A 23538-nucleotide genomic window follows, 5' to 3' on the forward strand; every position below is an offset into this window, starting at 1 on the left:
ATCTCCTCACTTCCCATTCTAATGATCGTTTAGCATTTGTCAAGAGCTTTTTAGCAAGATACATATTTGCTGTTGTTTTTTCTTAAAATAGTAGAATAAGTAGCAAGTAGTGCCTCTTTTCCAACTATCAACTCCTTTATTTACTACTAAAAAACAGTTGAGAGTATTCCCAACTGTAGGTATTTATTTCGGATGTCTTTTGGCAAAGTCAACAAAGTGAAATTTTTCTAATTTATGGCGACTTTCGGTAAACTGAAACTGACGCCCGTCTTGGAGATAGACTTTTGACTTGATTGAAACGACATAAGGGTCTTTGCCAATGTCCATGAGAATCTTGTCTCGGTCACCCGTGTGATCAATGGTAATTTCTTTCTGAGCATAATCAATAAGGAGTTTGAGGTCGTCCTCTATATACGAGTAGATAGACTGCTCAGCGATTTGGCGAGTGAGATTTGGGATCAGTTCCATATCCAGATAGTCCGTATCCAGAACCGATACCAGGTCATCCACCACACGCTGGCGGACCACCTTCCAAACCATCCGAAACTCTGGGAAACCGGTTATTAGTGAGGATTTTTTATCGATAATGATCTTGTCCAGACTGACCACATTGGTCTTAGAGCGCAGTCCAAGTTCCTGGACCAGTTCTTGGTAGCTAGTTAGGTTGGAGACAGGGAAGCTGACCGTTTCTTCTTTGACAACTTGAGAACCTTGCCCCCTTATCTTTTTGATTAATCCTTCTTCTTGGAGGAGGGACAGAGCTTTTCGGACGGTGTCACGGCTCACCTGATACTGCTTCATGAGTTCGTGCTCGCTGGGGAGGAAATCTCCGACAGCGTATGTCTCGTTTTGAATGGTTTTTTGGATTTGCTTAAATAGTTGTTGGTATTTCTTCATTTTGCTTCCTTAAATGGGTTTTTAGTCTAGTTCAATGGACACCTGTATCTATTTTACCATACAAGTGCTAGAAAATATACAAAAATATCCTCTTTTTATCACAAACAAGTTGCATACAAGTTTGGTATCGTTTACAATAGAACTATCAAATCAAGCTTGCTTTGACAATTATAAGGAGAATCAAATGGGAAAATTTGAACAAGAAGCCAAAGATCTGCTTCAAGCAATCGGAGGCAAGGAGAATGTTACTGCCGTAACCCACTGTGCGACACGGATGCGCTTTGTTCTCGGAGACGAAAAGAAGGCCAATGTCAAGGTCATCGAGTCGATTCCAGCCGTCAAAGGGACCTTTACCAACGCGGGTCAATTTCAGGTGATTATCGGGAATGACGTGCCAATTTTTTACAATGATTTTACAGCTGTTTCAGGCATTGAGGGTGTTTCCAAAGAAGCAGCCAAGTCGGCAGCTAAGAGCAATCAAAACGTGGTCCAACGTGTCATGACCACCCTAGCGGAAATCTTTACACCGATTATTCCAGCCCTGATTGTTGGTGGACTAATCCTCGGTTTCCGTAATGTATTGGAAGGGGTGCATTGGTCGATGTTGGATGGTAAGACCATCACAGAATCCTCTCAGTTTTGGGCAGGGGTTAATCACTTCCTCTGGTTGCCTGGTGAAGCGATCTTCCAGTTCTTGCCAGTAGGAATTACCTGGTCTGTCTCTCGTAAGATGGGAACCAGCCAAATTTTGGGAATTGTTCTCGGGATCTGTTTGGTTTCACCACAGTTGCTCAACGCCTATGCAGTAGCGTCTACTTCAACAGAAGAAATCGCAGCCAACTGGGTCTGGAATTTTGGATACTTTACTGTTAATCGTATTGGTTATCAGGCTCAAGTTATTCCAGCCTTGCTTGCAGGTTTGAGTCTGTCTTATCTTGAAATTTTCTGGCGCAAGCATATCCCAGAAGTCATTTCCATGATTTTTGTACCTTTCTTGTCATTGATTCCAGCCTTGATTTTGGCTCACACTGTCTTGGGACCAATCGGTTGGACAATTGGTCAAGGACTTTCAGCAGTTGTCTTGGCAGGGTTGACGGGTCCCGTTAAATGGCTCTTCGGTGCCATTTTTGGTGCCCTATACGCTCCATTTGTCATCACTGGTTTGCATCATATGACCAATGCCATCGATACACAATTGATTGCGGATGCTGGCGGAACTGCCCTTTGGCCAATGATTGCTCTTTCTAATATTGCTCAAGGTTCTGCCGTATTTGCCTATTATTTCATGCACCGCCATGATGAGCGTGAGGCTCAGATTTCACTTCCTGCAACCATTTCAGCCTATCTCGGTGTTACAGAACCAGCCCTCTTTGGGGTCAATGTCAAATACATCTATCCATTTGTAGCTGGGATGATTGGTTCAGCCCTTGCAGGGATGTTATCCGTTACTTTCAATGTAACGGCGGCTTCTATCGGCATCGGTGGTTTGCCAGGTATCCTCTCTATTCAACCTCAATACATGCTGCCGTTTGCAGGAACCATGCTAGTTGCTATTGTTGTACCAATGCTCTTGACTTTCTTCTTCCGCAAAGTCGGTCTCTTTACAAAGACAGAGGATGATACAGCCTTACAGGCAGAATTTGTCAGTCATGAACCAGTAACCCTTGCTCCAGTAGAAATTGTCAGCCCACTTACAGGTCAAGTGAAAGAATTGAGTCAAGCGACAGACCCTGTTTTTGCATCAGGTGTCATGGGACAAGGTCTAGTCATTGAACCAAGCCAAGGTGAGTTGACTTCTCCAGTCAATGGGACAGTGACGGTTCTTTTCCCTACCAAGCATGCCATCGGTATTGTCTCTGATGAGGGGGTGGAATTGCTCATCCACATCGGTATGGATACAGTCGGTCTTGATGGCAAAGGTTTTGAAAGTCTTGTAGCCCAAGGAGACCACGTCACAGTAGGTCAGAAATTGATTCGTTTTGATATAGATGTTATTAAGGCTGCAGGTCTCGTGACAGAAACTCCAGTTATCATCACTAACCAAGATGCTTATACAGCGACTATCACTGGAACTTATCCAACAACTATCCAAGCTGGGGCAGCTCTCATGGTCGCTACACGAATCTAATACTCTTCGAAAATCTCTTCAAACCACGTCAGCTTTATCTGCAACCTCAAAGCGGTGCTTTGAGCAACCTGCGGCTAGCTTCCTAGTTTGCTCTTTGATTTTCATTGAGTATAATTGTAATAAAACAAACAGGGAAGGAACACAGGTTCCTCCCTTTTACCAGAAAAGGAGAAACAGATGGCACTTGATAAAGGAAAAGTAGTCTATCAAATCTATCCAAAATCATATAAAGACACCACTGGAAATGGTATTGGGGATTTCCGTGGGATTATCAAAAAGATCCCCTATATAGCCAAACTGGGCGTGGATATGGTCTGGCTCAATCCATTCTATCCAAGCCCCCAACGGGATAATGGCTACGATATTTCAGATTATATGGCAGTAGATCCTCTTTTTGGTGATATGGCTGATTTTGAGGAGATGGTGCGTGTCGGTAAGGAGCACAAGATTGACTTTATGCTGGATATGGTGCTCAATCATTGCTCGACAGAGCATGAATGGTTTCAGAAGGCCCTAGCTGGCGACCAGTATTACCAAGACTTTTTCTTCATCCAAGACCAACCGACAGATTGGCAGTCTAAGTTTGGTGGCTCTGCCTGGGCGCCTTTCGGGGATACAGGGAAATATTACCTCCACCTCTTTGACGAGACTCAGGCTGACCTTAATTGGCGCAATCCCAATGTTCGCAAGGAGCTTTTCAAGGTTGTTAATTTCTGGTGCGACAAGGGAGTCAAAGGTTTCCGATTTGATGTGATCAATTTGATCGGCAAGGATGAGGTCTTAGTGGATTGTCCTGAAAATGAAGGGAAGCCAGCTTACACAGACAAGCCCATCGTTCATGACTATTTGCGCATGATGAATCAAGCCACTTTTGGATCAGATGATAGTTTTATGACAGTTGGGGAAATGTCCTCAACCACCATGGAAAACTGTGTTCTCTATTCGGCACCTGATCGTCAGGAATTATCCATGACCTTTAATTTCCATCATCTCAAGGTGGACTACAAGGATGGACAAAAGTGGACCTTGGCTCCCTTTGATTTCGAAGAGTTGAAAAGACTTTACCATAGCTGGGGAAAGGAAATGAGTGACAAAAACGGCTGGAGTGCCCTCTTTTGGAACAATCACGACCAACCGCGAGCATTGAATCGTTTTGTCGATATTCAACATTTCCGCAATGAAGGGGCGACCATGCTTGCTGCCAGCATTCATCTGTCACGTGGGACACCTTATATCTACATGGGTGAGGAAATTGGCATGATTGACCCTGATTATGCTTCCATGGATGATTATGTGGATGTCGAGTCCGTCAATGCTTATCAGATGCTCTTAAAAGAAGGGAAAAGTGATCAAGAAGCCTTCCAGATTATTCAGGCTAAGTCACGAGATAATTCACGCATTCCTATGCAGTGGGATGCTTCAGAAAATGCTGGTTTCACAAAAGGAACTCCTTGGCTGAAGGCAGGAAAATCCTACTCTCACATCAACGTAGAAAATGAAATTCAAGGCCCAATTTTCACCTTCTACCAAAACTTGATTCGGCTTCGTAAGGACATGTCGATCATCTCAGAAGGAAGCTACAAACCAGCTTTTGAAGACAGTCAGCAAGTCTATGCCTTTGAACGTCAGTATGAGGATGAAAAGTTACTAGTGCTCAATAACTTTTACGCTACAGAAGTAGAAATTGACTTGCCAACAGCCTACCAAAATGGACAAATTTTGCTTTCAAACTATGAAAATGTAGAAGTATCAGAAAAAATTCTTCTAAAACCGTATCAAACACTGGCTATTTATGTAAAATAATACTCTTCGAAAATCTCTTCAAACCGCGTCAGCTCTATCTGCAACCTCAAAACAGTGTTTTGAGCAACCTGCGGCTAGCTTCCTAGTTTGCTCTTTGATTTTCATTGAGCATAAACGCAGCAAGGAGCTCTCTTTCATCGAAATGAGGAGCTCCTTTTTTGTCGCCTATTGTGCCCTTCTTGAAAGCGTAAAACAAACTAGTCAGGAAAGTCACTTTATGGTATAATATAGAAGACTTAAAAAGAAACAGGAGAAAAAGAATGGACTTACTTTTAGCAATTGTCTTGATTGTGCTAGCTTTTCTAGGAGGAGCTCTTGGAGGGATGTACTTGGTTCGTAAGCAAATCGAAAAAGAATTTGCGGACAACCCACGTTTGAACGCTGAGGCAGTTCGTGCTCTCTTGAGTGCAAATGGTCAAAAACCAAGCGAAGCCAAGGTACAACAAGTTTACCACCAAATCATCCGCCAACAAAAAGCAGCTCTTGCTAACAATAAAAAGAAAAAATAAATAAGGAAAAGTCTGGGATGAAAGTTCCAGACTTCTCACTATGTTGGCTATGGTTTAGGGATGAGACTTTTTCCTTGCATTCTATTGATATTTGATTATGATTAAGAGAGAGGCAGTTGACATTCCATCAAGCTGTCTATCCGTTTATTTAGGACGAGTAATCATGATGAACTATCAATCAGAAAAAGACTAGAAAGAAGACTGTATGGATAATCGACCAATTGGTTTTTTGGATTCGGGTGTCGGGGGCTTGACCGTTGTTCGTGAGCTCATGCGCCAGCTTCCCCATGAAGAAATCGTCTATATTGGAGATTCGGCGCGGGCGCCCTATGGTCCCCGTCCTGCTGAGCAAATTCGTGAATATACTTGGCAGTTGGTCAACTTTCTCTTGACCAAGGATGTCAAGATGATTGTCATTGCTTGCAACACTGCGACGGCGGTCGTCTGGGAAGAAATCAAGGCCCAACTAGATATTCCCGTCCTAGGTGTGATTTTGCCAGGAGCTTCGGCAGCTATCAAGTCCAGTCAAGGTGGGAAAATCGGAGTCATTGGAACACCCATGACGGTCCAATCAGATATCTACCGTCAAAAAATCCATGATTTGGATCCAGACTTACAGGTGGAAAGTTTGGCCTGTCCCAAGTTTGCCCCCTTGGTCGAGTCTGGTGCCCTGTCAACCAGTGTAACAAAGAAAGTGGTCTATGAAACCCTGCGCCCCTTGGTTGGAAAGGTGGATAGCCTGATTTTGGGTTGTACCCATTACCCACTCCTTCGCCCTATCATCCAAAATGTCATGGGACCAAAGGTTCAACTCATTGATAGTGGGGCAGAGTGTGTACGGGATATCTCGGTTTTGCTTAACTATTTTGAAATCAATCGTAGCCGAGATGCGGGACCTCTTCAACATCGTTTTTACACAACAGCCAATAGCCAAAGTTTTGCCCAGATTGGAGCAGAATGGCTGGAAAAAGAGATTCATGTGGAGCATGTAACTTTATGACAAACAAAATTTATGAATACAAGGATGACCAGGACTGGTATGTCGGTGTCTGGGATGTCTATGGAGGCATCTATAGCCTTATCAAAGATCCTCTCGAGCTTGATTTTATAGATTTAGCGCGGATTTTTCGTGACGAGGAAAACGGCTTTCCGATTACGATAACGGTGATGCGCTGGTCTTCTAACTTTCGTCTGCTCTCCTTTATCGTTGAGATTTTAAATGCAGAAGCAGGCCGCAATCTAGAAGTCATCCAACGTCAGGGGGCCTTGCTCTTGATAGAAAATGGGCAACTCCTGCATGTAGAATTGCCTAAAGAAGGAGTCGATGTAGAAGCCTTCTTTGATACTGGCAAGGTCAGAGAAACTCTGCTCATTGCGACTCGTAACGAAGGCAAGACCAAGGAATTCCGAGCTATCTTTGACAAGTTAGGCTACGATGTGGAAAATCTCAATGACTATCCAGATCTGCCTGAAGTAGCTGAAACTGGCATGACTTTTGAAGAAAATGCTCGACTTAAAGCAGAAACTATTTCCCAATTAACAGGCAAGATGGTTTTGGCAGATGATTCTGGTCTCAAAGTTGATGTCCTTGGTGGCTTGCCAGGTGTCTGGTCAGCCCGTTTTGCAGGAGTGGGAGCAACTGATCGTGAAAATAACGCCAAACTCTTGCACGAATTGGCCATGGTCTTTGAACTCAAGGACCGCTCGGCTCAATTCCATACAACCCTAGTTGTAGCTAGTCCAAACAAGGAAAGCTTGGTGGTTGAAGCTGACTGGCCAGGCTACATTAACTTTGAACCCAAGGGTGAAAATGGCTTTGGCTACGATCCTCTCTTCCTTGTGGGAGAGACAGGCAAGTCAGCAGCTGAATTAACCCTTGAAGAAAAAAATAGCCAATCCCACCGTGCCTTAGCCGTTAAGAAACTTTTGGAGGTATTTCCATCATGGCAAAGCAAACCATCATTGTAATGAGTGATTCCCACGGAGATAGCTTGATTGTCGAAGAAATTCGTGATCGCTATGTGGGGAAAGTTGATGCCATTTTTCACGATGGTGACTCAGAACTCCGTCCAGACTCTCCGCTCTGGGAAGGCATTCATGTCGTCAAAGGAAACATGGACTTTTATGCTGGCTACCCAGAACGTTTGGTGACTCAACTTGGTCCGACCAAGATCATACAGACGCATGGACACTTGTTTGACATCAATTTCAACTTTCAAAAGTTGGACTACTGGGCTCAGGAAGAAGATGCCGATATCTGTCTCTATGGTCACTTGCATGTGCCAAATGCTTGGATGGAAGGCAAAACACTCTTTTTAAATCCAGGTTCCATCAGCCAACCACGAGGAACCATCAGAGAATGCCTCTATGCCCGTGTAGAGATTGATGACAGCTATTTCAAAGTAGACTTTTTGACACGTAATCATGAGGTTTACCCAGGCTTGTCCAGGGAGTTTGCTCGATGATTGCCAAGGAATTTGAAGCATTTTTATTGGAGCAGGAAGAGACATTTCTTACCCCTGCTGAGAATCTAGCAGCCTTGATCGATACCCATAACGCTGACCATGCGATTTTAGTGTTGAGCCAAATCACTTATACCCGTATCCCTGTTGTGACCTTTGACAAACGCTTTGTCGGAACCATTGGTCTGAGAGACATTTTAGCTTATCAAATGGAGCAAGGTTTGACGGATGAGCAGATGGCAAAGACAGACATCGTCAATATGACCAAGACGGATGTGGCAGTTGTCGCTCCAGACTATAACATTACAGAGGTCCTCCATAAACTGGTGGATGAACCCTTCTTGCCAGTGGTAGATGATGAAGGGATTTTTCAAGGAATCATCACGCGCAAATCTATCCTCAAGGCCGTCAATGCCCTCTTGCATGACTTTAGTAAGGAATATGAGATTCGATGCAAATGAGAGAGAGGATTTCAGACTTTTTAGAGGGAAAGCAGGGTTTGTCTGCCAATTCCAAGCAGTCCTATAAGTATGATTTGGAGCAATTTTTAGACATTGTAGGTGAGCGGATCTCTGAGACCAGTCTCAAGATTTACCAAGCCCAGCTAGCCAATCTAAAAATCAGCGCCCAGAAGCGAAAACTTTCGGCTTGTAACCAATTTCTCTACTTTCTCTATCGAAAAGGAGAGGTGGACAGTTTTTACCGTTTGGAATTAGCTAAACAAGCTGAAAAGAAGACTGAAAAACCAGAGATTCTAGACCTAGAGTCTTTTTGGCAGGAAAGTAATTATCCAGAAGGACGCTTGCTGGCGCTTCTTATCTTGGAACTAGGGCTCTTGCCAAGTGAGATTTTAGCTCTTAAGGTTGCGGATATCAATCTGGATTTTCAGGTGTTGCGAATTAACAAGGCTTCCCAACAGAGGATTGTCACTATTCCTACGCCCTTGATTCCAGAGCTAGAATCCTTGATGGGGCAGACCTATCTCTTTGAAAGGGGAGGGAAAGCTTATTCTCGTCAGTGGGCCTTTCGTCAGCTGGAGTCCTTTGTCAAGGAGAAAGGTTTCCCCACCTTATCCGCTCAAGCCTTGCGGGAACAGTTCATTCTAAGACAGATAGAAAACAAGGTCGATTTGTACGAAATTGCAAAAAAACTAGGATTAAAAACAGTCCTGACCTTAGAAAAATATAGATAATGGATATTAAATTAAAAGATTTTGAAGGGCCCCTGGATCTGCTCTTGCACCTGGTTTCTAAGTACCAGATGGATATTTACGATGTGCCCATTACAGAAGTTATCGAACAGTATCTAGCCTATGTCTCAACTCTGCAGGCAATGCGTCTGGAAGTGACGGGCGAGTATATGGTCATGGCTAGTCAGCTGATGCTGATCAAGAGTCGCAAGCTCTTGCCAAAGGTAGCAGAAGTGACAGACTTGGAGGATGACCTGGAGCAGGACCTTCTCTCTCAAATCGAAGAATACCGCAAGTTCAAGCTCTTGGGTGAGCACTTGGAGGCTAAGCACCAAGATCGGGCCCAGTACTATTCCAAAGCGCCAACAGAGTTGATTTATGAGGATGCGGAGCTTGTGCATGACAAGACGACCATTGACCTCTTTTTGGCTTTTTCAAATATCCTAGCCAAGAAAAAAGAGGAGTTCGCACAGAATCATACAACTATCCTGCGGGATGAGTATAAGATTGAGGACATGATGGTCATCGTAAAAGAGTCCTTGTCTGGACGAGACCAGTTGCGCTTGCAGGATTTGTTCAAGGAAGCCCAGAATGTTCAAGAGGTTATTACCCTCTTTTTGGCAACCCTAGAGTTAATCAAAACTCAGGAACTGATCCTCGTGCAAGAGGAGAGTTTCGGAGATATCTATCTCATGGAAAAGAAGGAAGAAAGTCAAGAGGCACAAAGCTAGACTTGATAGAGAGGAAAGATGAGTACTTTAGCAGAAATAGAAGCGCTCTTGTTTGTAGCAGGTGAAGATGGGATTCGGGTCCGTCAGTTGGCTGAACTCCTCTCACTTCCACCGACAGGCATCCAACAGAGTTTAGAAAAATTAGCCCATAAGTATGGAGAAGACCAGGATTCCAGCTTGTCTCTGATCGAGACAGGTGGTGCATACAGATTGGTCACCAAGCCTCAATTTGCAGCGATTTTGAAGGAATACTCCAAGGCGCCCATCAACCAAAGTTTGTCTCGGGCTGCCCTTGAGACCTTGTCCATCATTGCCTACAAGCAACCCATCACACGGATAGAAATTGATGCTATTCGTGGGGTTAACTCGAGTGGAGCCTTGGCAAAGTTGCAGGCTTTTGACTTGATTAAAGAAAACGGGAAAAAAGAAGTGTTGGGCCGCCCCAACCTCTATGTGACTACGGATTATTTCCTAGATTACATGGGGATTAACCATTTGGAAGAACTGCCAGTGATTGATGAGCTTGAGATTCAAGCCCAAGAAAGCCAATTATTTGGTGAAAGGATAGAAGAAGATGAGAATCAATAAGTATATTGCCCACGCAGGTGTGGCCAGTAGGAGAAAAGCAGAAGAGTTGATCAAGCAAGGCTTGGTGACGGTTAACGGCCAAGTGGTACGTGAACTCGCAACAACCATCAAGACTGGCGATAAGGTCGAAGTTGAAGGTCAACCCATCTACAACGAAGAAAAGGTCTACTATCTGCTTAATAAACCGCGCGGAGTGATTTCCAGTGTGACAGACGACAAGGGCCGCAAGACTGTTGTAGACCTCTTGCCAAATGTCAAAGAACGCATTTATCCTGTGGGACGTTTGGACTGGGATACATCAGGTGTCTTGATTTTGACCAATGATGGTGACTTTACGGATGAGATGATTCACCCCCGTAATGAGATTGATAAGGTCTATGTCGCGCGTGTTAAAGGTGTGGCCAATAAGGATAATCTCCGCCCCTTGACCCGTGGTCTTGAGATTGATGGCAAGAAAACCAAGCCAGCTGTCTATGAGATTCTCAAAGTGGATCCAGTTAAAAATCGCTCTGTGGTGCAGTTGACCATCCACGAAGGGCGTAATCATCAGGTTAAAAAGATGTTTGAAGCTGTTGGTCTTCAAGTGGATAAGTTGTCTCGGACACGTTTTGGACACTTAGACTTGACAGGTCTTCGTCCAGGAGAATCCCGTCGCCTTAATAAAAAAGAAATCAGCCAACTACACACTATGGCTGTAACCAAGAAATAATGAAACGAATCTTAATAGCGCCAGTACGCTTTTACCAACGTTTTATCTCACCAGCCTTTCCCCCCTCTTGTCGCTTTGAGCCTACTTGTTCCAACTACATGATTCAGGCTATTGAAAAACATGGCTTCAAGGGTGTCTTGATGGGCTTGGCTCGAATTTTCCGATGCCATCCTTGGTCGCCGATAGGAAAAGATCCTGTTCCAGACCACTTTTCACTAAAACGGAATCAAGAAAAAAAATAACCCAACATCAGATGATGTTGGGTTTTCTTGTTTATTTCAAAGCTTTTTGAGTGTCTTCAATCATAAGTTTAGTTGATTCAAGTCCGCCACCACTTAGATACCAGAGGTCTGGTGTTAGTTGGATAATTTTACCATTTTTAGCGGCAGGAGTTTCAGCAATGAGGGCATTTTCTAGGACGCCGTCGTTGCTAGAGTTGTCCCCACCGATGGCAAGGGTACGGTTGATGACAAAGAGGATGTCAGGATTGATTTCTTTCACACTTTCAAAGCTAACTTCCTGACCATGGCGAGAGTCTTCAAATTGAGTGTCAGTTGGCTTGAATTTCAAGGTTTGGTACAAGAAAGAGAAACGAGATTGGGCACCAAAGGCAGCCATTTTTCCTTCGTTGAGGAGGATAGCAAGGGCTTTTTTGTCAGAACTTTCGTTTTTAGTTGCGACTTCTTGGATGCTCTTGTCTAGATTAGCTAATTCTTCCTTGGCTTTCTGTGTACCAGTTTCACCAAAGGCGGCAGCTAATGATTCGATATTGGTCTTGGTAGAAGTCCAGTAGTCGTCCTTACTTGCTTGGAAGAGAACAGTCGGAGCAATTTCTTTGAACTTGTCTACGAATTTTTGGGTACGTGGGGAAGCAATGATCAAATCTGGTTCAAGAGCAGCGATGGCTTCTAGGTCTGGCTCAACCATAGAACCCACATTGTTGACATTCCCTGCAAGCTCTCTTAGGTAGGTCGGAACAGTTTTTGTAGGCATTCCGACGATATTTTTTTCAAATCCAAGAGCACGAATAGTATCCGCAGCACCAAGGTCAAAGGTAACAATCTTTTCAGGAACCTTTGAAAGTTTGACATCGTCTAGTGAACTTTTGATAGTTACTTCTGTTTGAGCAGAACTGCTTGTCTCTGTTTGCTTCGTAGTTTTAGTTGTACTACATGCACCAAGTAAGAGCAAGAAGCTAGCCGCTAGGGCAGTGAGATAAAGTTTAAGGGATGTTTTCATGATTTCTCCTTTTTAAAATGTGATAACGATCTAGGGAGTCTCTGGGACTTATTGACCAAGAGACAGAGGTTTCTCTAACATGATTTCTGCTTGTCTAGCTATAGATACAGATCTTTTTGCCATTGATATCAGCCAGAGTGATGGGAATCTCATAAAGTTGGCTGAGCAGGTCAGCCTGCATGATTTGAGCAGTTGTTCCCTTGCAGAAAACTTGGCCGTCTTTGAAGGCGACAATTTCATCCGCATACTGACTGGCTATGTTGATATCGTGGAGGACGATGATAATGGTTTTGCCAAGTTCCTCCACCAGTCGTCGAAGAATCTGCATCATGCTGACGCTTTGCTTGATATCGAGATTGTTAAGCGGTTCGTCTAGCAAGATAAAGTCTGTATCCTGGGCCAGTACCATCGCGATAAAAACACGTTGGAGCTGTCCACCAGACAGGCTATCGATGTAGCGGTCTTTTAAGTTGGTCAGTTCCAGATAGTCCAGAGTTTCTCGGATTTTTTCCCAGTCTTTCGCCCTCAGTCTACCTCGACTGTAGGGAAAACGTCCAAAACTGACCAATTCTTCAACAGTCAATTTGGCTTGGTAATTGATTTTCTGCTTTAGGATGGTAAGCTCTCGAGCCAGTTCTTGCGAATTCCAGCTCTCGATTTCACGGCCTTTGATACTGAGGATTCCCTGATCTTTCTTGGTCAGTCTGCTCATGATGGAAAGAAGAGTCGATTTCCCGGCGCCGTTTGGACCAATAAAGGCTGTCAGTTTCTGAGGACTGACTTCAAGGGAAATGTCTTGCAAAATATCCTGTTTTTGAATGGATTTGTCAATGTTTTCCAGTTTCATTGACGCGCCCTCCTGTAAAGTAAGATAAAGAATAAGAAGCCACCCACACTCTCAATGATCATACTGATGCGAATTTCCAGTGCAAAGACTCGTTCGATGAGGGCTTGCCCCAAGGTCAAACTAATAAATCCAATCAGAATGGCTACGATAAAGAGCAACTTGTGCCGATAATCTTTGACGATTAGGTAGGTAAGATTGGCCAACATAAAGCCGAAGAAGGCCATAGGTCCTACCAAGGCAGTGGCTGTTGAGGTCAAAAGCACGATGCCCCAGAGGAGTTCTTTTTGTTCTTTTTCAACATCGAGCCCCAGTATCTGAGCTGTTTCTCTTTGCAGGTGCAAGACATCTAGAACAACTGCTTTTCGAAAGAAAAAGATTGTCAAAGCGAGGATGATCAGAGAACCGATGGCTAGGATGGGAGTGTTGAGATGCTGAAAGGAGGCAAAGAGACTGTTCTGCAGTTTATCGTATTCATTTGGATCCATCAGGACTTGGAGGAAGGTACTGATATTTCGAAAGAGACTTCCGAGGGCTAGACAGATTAGCAGAATGAAGACCAGATCTTGCTTCATCAGCGTCTTCAAGTAGCCTTGTAAGGCGAGAAAGAAGAGGGATTGAAGCAGAAGCAAGACTAGAAATTCTAAGATAGGGGACTTTCCAAGCTGAAGAAATTTACTTTCAAATATCAGTAGCAGGGTTTGTAGCAAGACATAGAAGGATTCGATTCCCAAAATACTTGGCGTCAGAAAGTGATTTTCCGTCAGGGTTTGAAAACTAATAGTCGAAATCCCTGTCGCGATAGCTACCAAAAGATAAACGATGATTTTTTGGGAACGCAGCTTCCAGGCAAAGGCAGACAGCTGGGTGATGGGCCAAAAGTAGAGGAGACAAGCTCCGATGGCCAGAATAATGAGAAGGCAGAAGAGTTTCACATGTTTGCTTTTAAGCTGCATCTTTTCGTCCCCCTCTCCATAGAAGTAGGATAAAGACGAGGCTACCGATGATTCCTAGTAGGAGACTGACAGACAGCTCATAGGGCCGAATCAAGACTCTAGAGAGGATGTCGCAGGCCAGAACCAGATTGGCTCCGACCAGTGCGACCATGAGTTTGGTTTGACTCAGATTGTCTCCATAGCGCTTGCGAACCAGATTGGGAACGATAACCCCGAGAAAAGGCAAGGCACCCACGGTAATCATGGTGACACTTGTCGTTAGCGCCACTAGAAAGAGGGCCAGTTTTTCAAGTAGGGAGTAAGAAATACCCAAACTTTCGCTGGTTTCCTTGCCCAGATTCATGATGGTGAAGGTTTGGGATAATTTCCAAACGGCTATCAGGATGATGAGGCCTAAGAAGAGCCACTCATACTGATGGGTCTGAATCATGGAGAAGGAGCCCTGGGTCCAAGCCGTCATACTCTGAACCAGATTGAAACGATAGGCGATAACTTCTGTGATAGAACCGATAATCCCACTATAGATGATCCCGATCAAGGGCAACATCCACCTTTCCTTTATAGAAAAAATAGTCATAAAGGCCAGGAAGAAGAGGGTAAATAAGATGGATGAGACAAAAGCAAAGAGCATCTTTTGGGTCAGACTCGCAGATGGAAAGACAAAGAGGCTCAACACCATTCCCAGTTTGGCGGCTTCTGTCGTTCCGACTGTACTCGGAGCAGCAAATTGATTTTGAGTAATGGTCTGCATGAGGAGTCCTGCCATGCTCATACTGGAAGCTGCAAGGAGAATACTGATGGTTCTTGGAAGACGCGACTCTTGAAAGAGAAGCCAGGTCTGTTGGTCAAAAGTAAAGAATTTTTCCCAAGAAAAATCACTGGTTCCAATACTAATGGAGAGAAAGACCAGGAGTAGAAGTAAGCCTGTTAAAATATGAGAGAGTTTCATGCCCCGTCCTTTCATGTAGATTAGGTATAAAAATACCCTTGGAGATAATGTAACACGAATTCTCTAATCTGTCAATAAATTTTCTGACAATTTAATGTAAAAAGAAAGAAAAATTCCTGAAATTACATCTGCCCCTCTCTTTTATTGGAAAAATGAGTAAAAACCAATCTACCTTCCCACTATCCTTCTCCTATAAAAAGTGGTAAAATGGAGGACAGAAAGAAGGAACTGATATGACAACATTATTTTCAAAAATCAAAGAAGTAACAGAGCTTGCTGCGATCTCAGGTCATGAAGCACCTGTCCGGACTTATCTTCGTGAAAAGTTGACACCGCACGTGGATGAAGTAGTGACAGATGGCTTGGGCGGTATTTTTGGTATCAAACATTCAGAAGCAGCCGATGCACCACGCGTCTTAGTCGCTTCTCACATGGATGAAGTTGGTTTTATGGTCAGCGAGATTAAGCCAGATGGAACCTTCCGTGTGGTTGAAATCGGTGGCTGGAACCCTATGGTGGTCAGCAGTCAACGCTTTAAACTTTTTACGCGTGACGGTCGTGAAATTCCTGTGATCTCAGGTTCTGTTCCTCCACATTTGACTCGTGGAAAGGGTGGACCAACCATGCCAGCCATTGCCGATATCGTTTTTGATGGTGGGTTTGCGGACAAGGCTGAGGCAGAAAGTTTTGGCATCCGTCCAGGTGACACCATTGTCCCAGATAGTTCTGCTATCTTGACGGCCAATGAAAAAAATATCATCTCAAAAGCTTGGGATAACCGCTATGGTGTCCTCATGGTAAGCGAGCTTGCAGAAGCTCTGTCAGGCCAAAAGCTCGGAAATGAACTCTATCTTGGTGCCAATGTCCAAGAAGAAGTTGGTCTCCGTGGCGCTCATACCTCTACAACTAAGTTTGATCCAGAAGTTTTCCTAGCAGTTGACTGTTCACCTGCTGGTGATGTTTACGGTGGCCAAGGCAAGATTGGGGACGGAACCTTGATTCGCTTCTACGATCCAGGTCACTTGCTTCTCCCAGGTATGAAGGATTTCCTTTTGACAACAGCTGAAGAAGCTGGCATCAAGTACCAATACTACTGTGGAAAAGGTGGAACAGACGCTGGAGCAGCTCATCTGAAAAATGGTGGTGTCCCATCTACAACTATCGGTGTCTGCGCTCGTTATATCCATTCTCACCAAACTCTCTACGCGATGGATGACTTCCTAGAAGCTCAAGCTTTCTTGCAAGCCTTGGTGAAAAAATTGGATCGTTCAACGGTTGATTTGATTAAACATTATTAAACATAAGGGAGGTGGTCAGGATGGCAGAACCAAACCTAGAAAGCCTTATAAGAGATCTCTATAATCATGCCCGTCAGGGCTTGAGTGAAGATTTAGTTGCTGCTCTCCTAGAGACTGCTAAAAAACTGCCTACTACAAATGAGCAATTACTAGCAGTCCGTCTCTCAGGACTGGTCACCCGTGAATTGCTCACCAATCCCAAACACCCAGCACCTGAATTGATCAACTTGGCTCGCTTTATCAAAAGAGAAGAAGCCAAGTACAGAGGTACTGCAGTTTCTGCTATCATGTTTGGTGAACTCTTTAAGATGCTTTGATTACACTGTGAATCAAAGCATTTTTTATGTCAGAAAAGCCATTCTTGATGAGGAGACGAAAAAAGCCATCCCATTCAGGATAGCTTTTTGTTTATTAGATTTGTTCAGCGATGACTTTTTCAGCTAGATTCATAGCGTGGTCAGATACACGAGTATAGTGGGAAATGATATCGATAAAGTTGACCCCAGCTTGTGTAGAACACTCGCCCTTGTTAAGGCGTTTGATGTGGGTCTTTCTGAGAACGCGTTCCATATTGTTGATTTCTTTATGACGTTCAATCAGCCTTTGAGCTTTTTCAATATCATTGTTTTCCACACTATCAAGGGCGTCTTTGATAAATGCAGTCGTTGCTTGATAAATCTCAGCTAATTCCTGCAAAGCTGCTTCAGAAAAATGAACATTCTTACGTTGGAGATAGTCTGTTAGGTTGAGCAAGCCTTCTGCGTGGTCCCCAATTCGTTCCAAATCACGAGATGAATCCAGAATGTTGGTCAAGACTTCGCTTTCCTTTTGACTCAAGGATTCGCTTGAGAGTCTGATGAGGTAACGAGTGAGTTTTTCATCGATGGTGTTGATGGCTTCCTCTGTCTTGTGCCCTTTTTCAGCTACCTTTTCATCCAAACCGATGATATAGCTATAAGAAAGGTCAAAAGCTTTGGCTGCATAGTTCCCCAAGTGCAAGAGTTCTTTTTTGGCATTTCCTAGGGCAATAGAAGGAGATTGCTGGATAAGCTGTTCGTCGAGATAAAGAGGCTCGTACTTAACAACTTCGTCTTCACCAGGGATGATCTTGGTGACAAAGTAGGCCAAGGCTCCGATGAATGGAAATTGTACAATGGTATTGCTTACGTTAAAGGCTCCGTGAGAGAAGGCGATGGTCATCTCAGGTGAGAGATGAAGTAAAGCTTGGAAATACTCAATCATAGCAGTGAAGGGGCCTAACAAGATTAAGCAAAGGATGGTTCCTAAAACGTTAAAGGTAACGTGAGTTGCCGCAACACGTTTAGCGGAGATGTTAGCTCCAGCTGCGGCAATGATAACGGTTAAGGTTGTCCCGATATTATCTCCGAAGAGAACTGGTAGCGAACCTTTAAGGTCAAGGAAACCACCTGCATAGAGACCTTGTAGAATCCCGATAGTTGCAGAAGATGCCTGAATGAGGACAGTAATCACCGCGCCAGCAAAAACTCCCAACACAGGATTTTGTCCTAAGGTTACCATATATTCCTTGAATTGTGGTAAATCTTTAAGCGGACTCATACCAGCACTGATGAGGTTGAGAGCGTAGAAGATCCCCCCGACACCAAACAGGATGCGCCCGATATTGTTTGCTGTTCTGTTTTTTGTAAAGAAGAGGAACATGGTTCCAAGGAAAATCAAGGGTAAAGCATACTCGCCTAGTTTGAAACCGATGATAAAGGAAGTAACAGTGGTTCCAATATTGGCTCCCATGATAATTCCGATAGCCTGTCTAAGAGTTAGAAGACTAGCGCTGACCAGTCCAACCGTGATAACTGTAACCCCTGTGCTTGACTGAATGAGAGCAGTTACGACAATCCCGACTAGAACACCTAAAAAGGGATTGCTAGTGTACTTGTCAATGTAAAAACGAAGGCGATCTCCAGCAGCTTGTTGCAAACCGTCTCCCATGGTCTTAATACTATATAAAAACAGTCCTAGACCTCCTAAAAAGTGAAATAAAATTTCCTGCCAATTAATGGACATTTCTTTTTCCTCCGAAAAATAATAACGGAATTTCTCCTATTCTATTTTAAAGGATAAAAGTAAATCTCACAAGTGTTTAGCTGAAATTTTCATAAGAAACAAGAACTTTCTTTTAAAATGAGAGATAGATTCCCTTTAAGATAGATGATTTATAGGATTGTGTCCAAATTTTACTGATTTTTATCCTAGTTATAGTTTTTATGTTAAATAGATTGACATCGCTTTCATATAGGATAAAATGAAGATGATCCTGTTCTGGTGTCGTACACTGAGAACAGTTACTTCTTATCAAAAAGCAAAGCGCTTACTTTATATTTTATTAGGAGGATAAGATGAAAAATCTATTTTTTGAAAAACGTTGCCGTTACAGTATTCGTAAGCTGTCGATTGGGGCTTGTTCCTTGATGATTGGTTCAGCTCTATTTGCGAGTCCAGCTCTTGCCGAACAGGTCGCTGTCCCTGAAACAGCCGCAAACACGAGCGCTCAAGCTACAAGCACTAATGAGACAACTAATCCAGATACTGCAGCTATCGAAAAACAATTATCGGAAACAGAGAATAAAGTAGCTGAGCAACCAATTTCAGAAAACACTCCGGCAATAACGGATTTGGTTAATGAAAAAGAAGAAGCAAAGCCAACTCCGACAGATAAAACTGAAAAACCTGCTCAACCAACTGAAAAAGAAGAAGTCAAACCAGAGGAAGCTCCTCAAGTGGCTGAGAAGAAAGCCGACAAACCAACTCTAGCAGATGTTCCTAAAAATGAAGCAAAGAGTCTCCGACCAAAAGAAATCAAATTTGATACTTGGGAGGATTTGTTGAAATGGGAACCGGGTGCGCGTGAGGATGATCCTATCAACCGTTCTTCTGTTGAACTCGCTAAGCGCCACAGAGGCCAGTTGGTCAATGAAAAAGCAAGCAGAAGAGGCAAGGTTCAAGCACTAGCAAACACCAACTCAAAGGCCAAAGACCATGCTTCAGTTGGTGGAGAAGAATTCAAGGCCTACGCTTTTGACTACTGGCAATACTTGGATTCAATGGTCTTCTGGGAAGGTCTAGTTCCAACTCCCGATGTCATTGATGCAGGGCACCGCAACGGAGTTCCCGTTTATGGAACCCTCTTTTTCAACTGGTCAAACAGCATTGCTGACCAAGAGAAATTTGCCGCTGCTTTGAAACAAGATGCAGATGGTACCTTCCCGATCGCACGAAAACTTGTCGATCTTGCTAAGTATTACGGATTTGATGGCTATTTCATCAACCAAGAAACAACGGGTGAATTGGTAGAACCTCTTGGTGAAAAAATGCGCCAATTCATGCTCTATACAAAGGAATACGCAGCCAAAGTCAACCATCCAATCAAGTATGCTTGGTACGATGCCATGACCTACAAATATGGTCGTTACCACGAAGATGGCCTTGGTGAATACAACTACCAGTTCATGCAAAAAGAAGGTGACAAGGTTCCTGCAGATCAATTCTTCGCCAACTTCAACTGGAACAAGGAAAAGAATGACTACTCTGTAGAGATGGCAAAATGGCTAGAACGTAGTCAATATGATGTCTTTGCAGGCTTGGAATTGCAACAAGGTGGTTCTTATAAGGCCAAAGTCAAATGGGATGCCCTCTTAGATGAAAAAGGCAAGTTGCGTTTGTCACTTGGACTCTTTGCACCAGATACGATTACCAGTCTAGGAAAAACAGGCGAAGACTACCACAAGAATGAAGACATCTTCTTTACAGGTTACCAAGGAGATCCAACGGCTCAAAAACCAGCAGATAAAGAGTGGTATGGAATTGCCAATTTAGTTGCTGACCGCACACCAGCAGTAGGACGTACCTTCACCACCTCTTTTAATACAGGTCATGGTAGAAAATGGTTTGTAGACGGTAAAGTTTCTAAGGATTCTGAGTGGAACTACCGTTCGGTTTCAGGTGTTTTGCCAACATGGCGCTGGTGGCAGACTTCGACGGGGGAAAAACTTCGTGCAGAATACGACTTTACAGATGCCTACAATGGTGGGAACTCCCTTAAATTCTCAGGTGATGTAGCTGGTAAGACGGATCAGGATGTGAATTTGTATTCTACCAAACTAGAAGTAACTGAGAAAACCAAACTTCGTGTTGCCCACAAGGGAGGAAAAGGCTCTAAAGTTTATATGGCCTTCTCTACGACTCCAGACTACAAATTTGAGGATGCAGCTGCATGGAAAGAGCTAACACTTTCTGATAACTGGAAGAATGAAGAATTTGACCTTAGCTCACTAGCAGGTAAAACCATCTATGCAGTCAAACTCTTCTTCGAACATGAAGGGGCTGTAAAAGATTATCAGTTCAACCTAGGACAATTAACAATTTCGGACAATCACCAAGCACCACAAGCGCCGACGGGGCTATCTGTGGTGAAACAATCTCTTAAAAATGCCCAAGAAGCTGAAGCAGTGGTCCAATTTGCTGGTAACCAAGATGCAGATTTCTATGAAGTCTACGAAAAAGATGGGGATAACTGGCGCTTATTGACAGGATCATCTGCTTCAACCATCTACTTGCCAAAAGTTAGCCGTTCTGCTAATGCGACTGGTACGACTCAGGAACTGAAAGTCGTTGCAGTTGGTAAAAATGGCCTCCGTTCTGAAGCGGCGAAGGCATCCTTCAACTGGGGCATGACTGTTCAGGATACAACTCTCCCAAGACCTTTGGCTGAAAATATTGTTCCAGGGGCAACGGTTATTGGTAGCACTTTCCCGAATACTGAAGGCGGCGAAGGTATCGAAGGTATGTTGAACGGTACCATTACTAGCTTGTCAGATAAGTGGTATTCAGCTCAGTTGAGCGGTAGTGTGGATATTCGCTTGACCAAGTCACGTACCGTTGTTAGATGGGTCATGGATCATGCGGGAGCTGGTGGAGAATCCGTAAACGACGGTTTGATGAACACCAAAGACTTTGACCTTTATTATAAAGATGCGGATGGTGAATGGAAGTTAGCTAAGGAAGTCCGTGGCAACAAAGCACACGTGACGGATATCACTCTTGACAAACCAATCACTGCCCAAGACTGGCGCCTAAAAGTTATCACTTCAGATAATGGGACACCTTGGAAAGCCATTCGTATCTATAACTGGAAGATGTACGAAACCTTGGATACAGAAAGTCAAAATATTCCAATGGCTAAGGTAGCTGCCCGTTCACTTGGAAACCATCAAGTTCAACTTGGTTTCTCTGATGTTCCAGCGGGTGCAACTATCACCGTTTACGACAAGGCAGATTCACAAACACCGATTGCAACCTTGAAGTCTGAAACTGGAGGCGACTTGGCAACAGCACCATTGGCTTTTGACAAGCAGCCAACTCTCCTCTACTATCGTACCCAACTACCTGGCAAAGAAATCAGCAACATCTTGGCAGTAGCGATTCCACAGGATGAGAGGAAAATTGCTGCAGTTAGTCTTGAAAAAGGGCCTAAGAAGACAGTTTATAAAGAGGGAGAAAAACTTGACCTCAGAGGCGGAACCCTCCGTGTTCAATACGAAGGGGGGCAAGCCGATGAGCTGATCAACCTTACTCACTCAGGTGTGACAGTATCTGGTTACGACGCTCATCAAAAAGGGGAACAAAAGCTCACAGTCAGCTACCTTGGACTTCCAGTTACTGGTGACTTGAAGGTACAAGTGACTGGTCAAGATGAAGGAAAACCAAAGGAAGTAGCAGGTCTGTACATTACTCAGAAACCGAAAACAGACTATCTAGTAGGAGAGCAACTGGATCTTGCAGAAGGTCGCTTCGGCGTTCTCTATGATGATGAGACAGAAGAAAGTCATGCCTTCACAGATCAAGGTGTTGAAATTACAGGTTACGATGCTCAAAAGACTGGACGACAAACCTTGACCTTGCATTACAAGGGGCACACCGCTGAGTTTGATGTCTTGGTTTCTCCAAAAGCAGCTGTCAACGATGAGTACCTCAAACAAGAAATCACTGCTGCCCAAGGCCGTCAGTCAACTCTTGCCTACACCTTCTCAAGCGAGGACAAACAAGCAGCGCTAGTAGAGAAGCTCAATGCAGCGAAAGCAGTAGCAGAAAACCACAATGCTAGCCAAGAAGAAGTCAACCAGGCTTTGAATGAGTTGAAACAAGCAGGAGCAGACCTGGATGGAAATCAACGTTATCAGACTGCTAGAGAAGAATTGGAAGGCTTGTTGACAAAAGTTCGTGAAAAAGATTCTCAAGCTGAGTTGATTGCCCAAGCAGAAGCTTTATTATCTTCACAAACATCAACTCCTCAAGCATTTGCGGACATGAAAGAAAAGCTAAATAAGAAACTAGCTCCTGCAGAAGAAAGCCACCATGTTGGTAGCATGGATCCAAATGAAGTAGCTCCGACAGTTGAGGCCCTCCCTGAACTAGTTATTGAAATTGAAACAACAGCCTATGAACGTCAGGAGCGACCAAATTCCGAATTTCTCAAAGGACAACGCCGTGTTGTGCAAGCAGGAGCGGAAGGGCAAATTCGTCATTTAGTAGAAGTAAATGCCCAAGGCAAACGCACTCTTCGTTCGACTGAGGTAGTCAAGGAAGCAATCCCAGAAATCACCGAAGTTGGTACAAAAGTTCTATCAAGCAACCAACCAGCTGAAGGTGTGAAAGATCTAGTTTTAGAAATTCCGAAACTGGAAATTGAAGAGGGGACAGTTTCCTTCGAACGTCAGGAACGACCAAATGCAGCCCTTCTCAAAGGCCAACGGCAGCTAGTTCAAGCAGGAGTTGAAGGCCAAGTTCGTCGCTTTGTAGAAGTTGATGCTCAGGGCAAACGCACCCTTCATTCTATTGAGGTTCTCAAGGAAGCCCTTCCAGAAATTGTTGAAGTTGGAACGAAAGAAGTGGCGCCAAGTCTAGATAAACCTCATGCTGATCCCCTCTCTAAAGAGCAAAAGGGACTTCCAGCTACACCAAGTACAAATGCTCCAACTGCAGAAGTGCCTGTCAAAGTTGAAGCAGCAAGCAAACAACTTCCAAATACAGGTACTGAAGTAGATGCAAATCTAGTAGCATTTGGACTTCTTGGAGTTTTAAGTGGTTATGGACTTGTAGCTTGGAAGAAAAAAGAAGATTAAACGACTCAAGATTTCTTGATTCGTTTGAGGGAAAAATAAAAAAAGATTTGATTCTAACTAGAATCAAATCTTTTTTGAG

At 43.9% G+C, this 23538-nt stretch carries 21 protein-coding genes; 15 read left to right on the forward strand and 6 right to left on the reverse strand.

Annotated elements, in window-relative coordinates; all coding sequences use genetic code 11:
* Positions 1 to 183 precede the first annotated feature (183 nt).
* Positions 184 to 897, reverse strand: a complete 714-nt coding sequence (treR, locus tag ACVX3R_RS01715) for a trehalose operon repressor (RefSeq protein ID WP_458795241.1) — start codon at positions 895 to 897, stop codon at positions 184 to 186.
* Between the two features lie 184 nt (positions 898 to 1081).
* Here treR and treP point away from each other — a divergent pair, with 184 nt between their 5' ends.
* The 12 genes from treP (at position 1082) to yidD (ending at position 11258) form a co-directional block, all read left to right on the forward strand.
* Positions 1082 to 3025: a PTS system trehalose-specific EIIBC component gene (gene treP / locus ACVX3R_RS01720; RefSeq protein ID WP_458795242.1), complete on the forward strand. Its 1944-nt coding sequence runs from the start codon at positions 1082 to 1084 to the stop codon at positions 3023 to 3025.
* Between the two features lie 177 nt (positions 3026 to 3202).
* A complete protein-coding gene (gene treC / locus ACVX3R_RS01725; RefSeq protein WP_458795243.1) occupies positions 3203 to 4828 on the forward strand; it encodes an alpha,alpha-phosphotrehalase in 1626 nt (541 codons plus the stop codon).
* Between the two features lie 260 nt (positions 4829 to 5088).
* Positions 5089 to 5337 carry a YneF family protein gene (locus tag ACVX3R_RS01730; protein WP_000364987.1) on the forward strand — a complete coding sequence of 83 codons (249 nt, stop codon included), beginning with the start codon at positions 5089 to 5091 and terminating at the stop codon, positions 5335 to 5337.
* Positions 5338 to 5542: 205 nt separating this feature from the next.
* Complete coding sequence (gene racE, locus ACVX3R_RS01735) at positions 5543 to 6337, forward strand: glutamate racemase (protein WP_000370379.1); 795 nt, start codon at positions 5543 to 5545, stop codon at positions 6335 to 6337.
* Positions 6334 to 7305, forward strand: coding sequence for a nucleoside-triphosphate diphosphatase (locus ACVX3R_RS01740; protein WP_458795244.1), 972 nt, complete (start codon positions 6334 to 6336; stop codon positions 7303 to 7305). The genes racE and ACVX3R_RS01740 overlap by 4 nt, the downstream gene beginning before the upstream one ends.
* Positions 7281 to 7802, forward strand: a complete 522-nt coding sequence (locus ACVX3R_RS01745; protein ID WP_458795245.1) for a metallophosphoesterase — start codon at positions 7281 to 7283, stop codon at positions 7800 to 7802. The genes ACVX3R_RS01740 and ACVX3R_RS01745 overlap by 25 nt, the downstream gene beginning before the upstream one ends.
* On the forward strand, positions 7799 to 8260 hold the full coding sequence (gene cbpB / locus ACVX3R_RS01750) for a cyclic-di-AMP-binding protein CbpB (RefSeq protein ID WP_000560694.1): 462 nt from the start codon (positions 7799 to 7801) through the stop codon (positions 8258 to 8260). Before ACVX3R_RS01745 ends, cbpB begins: the two co-directional genes overlap by 4 nt.
* A complete protein-coding gene (xerD, locus tag ACVX3R_RS01755; protein WP_458795665.1) occupies positions 8257 to 8991 on the forward strand; it encodes a site-specific tyrosine recombinase XerD in 735 nt (244 codons plus the stop codon). Before cbpB ends, xerD begins: the two co-directional genes overlap by 4 nt.
* Positions 8991 to 9719, forward strand: a complete 729-nt coding sequence (locus tag ACVX3R_RS01760) for a segregation/condensation protein A (RefSeq protein WP_049550437.1) — start codon at positions 8991 to 8993, stop codon at positions 9717 to 9719. The genes xerD and ACVX3R_RS01760 overlap by 1 nt, the downstream gene beginning before the upstream one ends.
* Positions 9720 to 9737: 18 nt before the next feature.
* Positions 9738 to 10307: an SMC-Scp complex subunit ScpB gene (gene scpB / locus ACVX3R_RS01765; RefSeq protein WP_458795246.1), complete on the forward strand. Its 570-nt coding sequence runs from the start codon at positions 9738 to 9740 to the stop codon at positions 10305 to 10307.
* Positions 10294 to 11016 carry a pseudouridine synthase gene (locus ACVX3R_RS01770; protein ID WP_001222234.1) on the forward strand — a complete coding sequence of 241 codons (723 nt, stop codon included), beginning with the start codon at positions 10294 to 10296 and terminating at the stop codon, positions 11014 to 11016. Before scpB ends, ACVX3R_RS01770 begins: the two co-directional genes overlap by 14 nt.
* On the forward strand, positions 11016 to 11258 hold the full coding sequence (gene yidD / locus ACVX3R_RS01775; RefSeq protein WP_007519230.1) for a membrane protein insertion efficiency factor YidD: 243 nt from the start codon (positions 11016 to 11018) through the stop codon (positions 11256 to 11258). Before ACVX3R_RS01770 ends, yidD begins: the two co-directional genes overlap by 1 nt.
* 31 nt (positions 11259 to 11289) lie before the next feature.
* Here yidD and ACVX3R_RS01780 read toward each other — a convergent pair whose 3' ends face one another.
* The 4 genes from ACVX3R_RS01780 to ACVX3R_RS01795 form a co-directional block, all read right to left on the reverse strand.
* On the reverse strand, positions 11290 to 12255 hold the full coding sequence (locus tag ACVX3R_RS01780; protein ID WP_458795247.1) for a siderophore ABC transporter substrate-binding protein: 966 nt from the start codon (positions 12253 to 12255) through the stop codon (positions 11290 to 11292).
* Between the two features lie 94 nt (positions 12256 to 12349).
* The gene (locus ACVX3R_RS01785; RefSeq protein WP_458795248.1) at positions 12350 to 13102 is read right to left on the reverse strand and encodes an iron ABC transporter ATP-binding protein; all 753 of its coding nucleotides are present in this window, start codon (positions 13100 to 13102) and stop codon (positions 12350 to 12352) included.
* The gene (locus ACVX3R_RS01790; protein WP_458795249.1) at positions 13099 to 14055 is read right to left on the reverse strand and encodes an iron chelate uptake ABC transporter family permease subunit; all 957 of its coding nucleotides are present in this window, start codon (positions 14053 to 14055) and stop codon (positions 13099 to 13101) included. The genes ACVX3R_RS01785 and ACVX3R_RS01790 overlap by 4 nt, the downstream gene beginning before the upstream one ends.
* Positions 14045 to 15004, reverse strand: a complete 960-nt coding sequence (locus ACVX3R_RS01795; protein ID WP_458795250.1) for an ABC transporter permease — start codon at positions 15002 to 15004, stop codon at positions 14045 to 14047. The genes ACVX3R_RS01790 and ACVX3R_RS01795 overlap by 11 nt, the downstream gene beginning before the upstream one ends.
* Before the next feature lie 233 nt (positions 15005 to 15237).
* Here ACVX3R_RS01795 and pepA point away from each other — a divergent pair, with 233 nt between their 5' ends.
* Together pepA and ACVX3R_RS01805 are read left to right on the forward strand one after the other, a co-directional pair.
* Positions 15238 to 16302 (forward strand): glutamyl aminopeptidase, encoded by a 1065-nt coding sequence (pepA, locus tag ACVX3R_RS01800; RefSeq protein ID WP_458795251.1) that lies wholly within the window; start codon positions 15238 to 15240, stop codon positions 16300 to 16302.
* A gap of 20 nt (positions 16303 to 16322) precedes the next feature.
* Complete coding sequence (locus ACVX3R_RS01805) at positions 16323 to 16619, forward strand: bacteriocin immunity protein (RefSeq protein ID WP_000840148.1); 297 nt, start codon at positions 16323 to 16325, stop codon at positions 16617 to 16619.
* 94 nt (positions 16620 to 16713) lie between these two features.
* Here ACVX3R_RS01805 and ACVX3R_RS01810 read toward each other — a convergent pair whose 3' ends face one another.
* Complete coding sequence (locus ACVX3R_RS01810) at positions 16714 to 18345, reverse strand: Na/Pi cotransporter family protein (RefSeq protein ID WP_458795252.1); 1632 nt, start codon at positions 18343 to 18345, stop codon at positions 16714 to 16716.
* 332 nt (positions 18346 to 18677) lie between these two features.
* On the opposite strand from ACVX3R_RS01810, the gene ACVX3R_RS01815 reads away from it, so the two are divergent.
* Entirely contained in the window at positions 18678 to 23459 is a 4782-nt protein-coding gene (locus ACVX3R_RS01815) for an endo-beta-N-acetylglucosaminidase (protein WP_458795253.1), read from the forward strand.
* Positions 23460 to 23538: the final 79 nt, after the last annotated feature.

This window comes from Streptococcus sp. 517s, assembly GCF_054445985.1.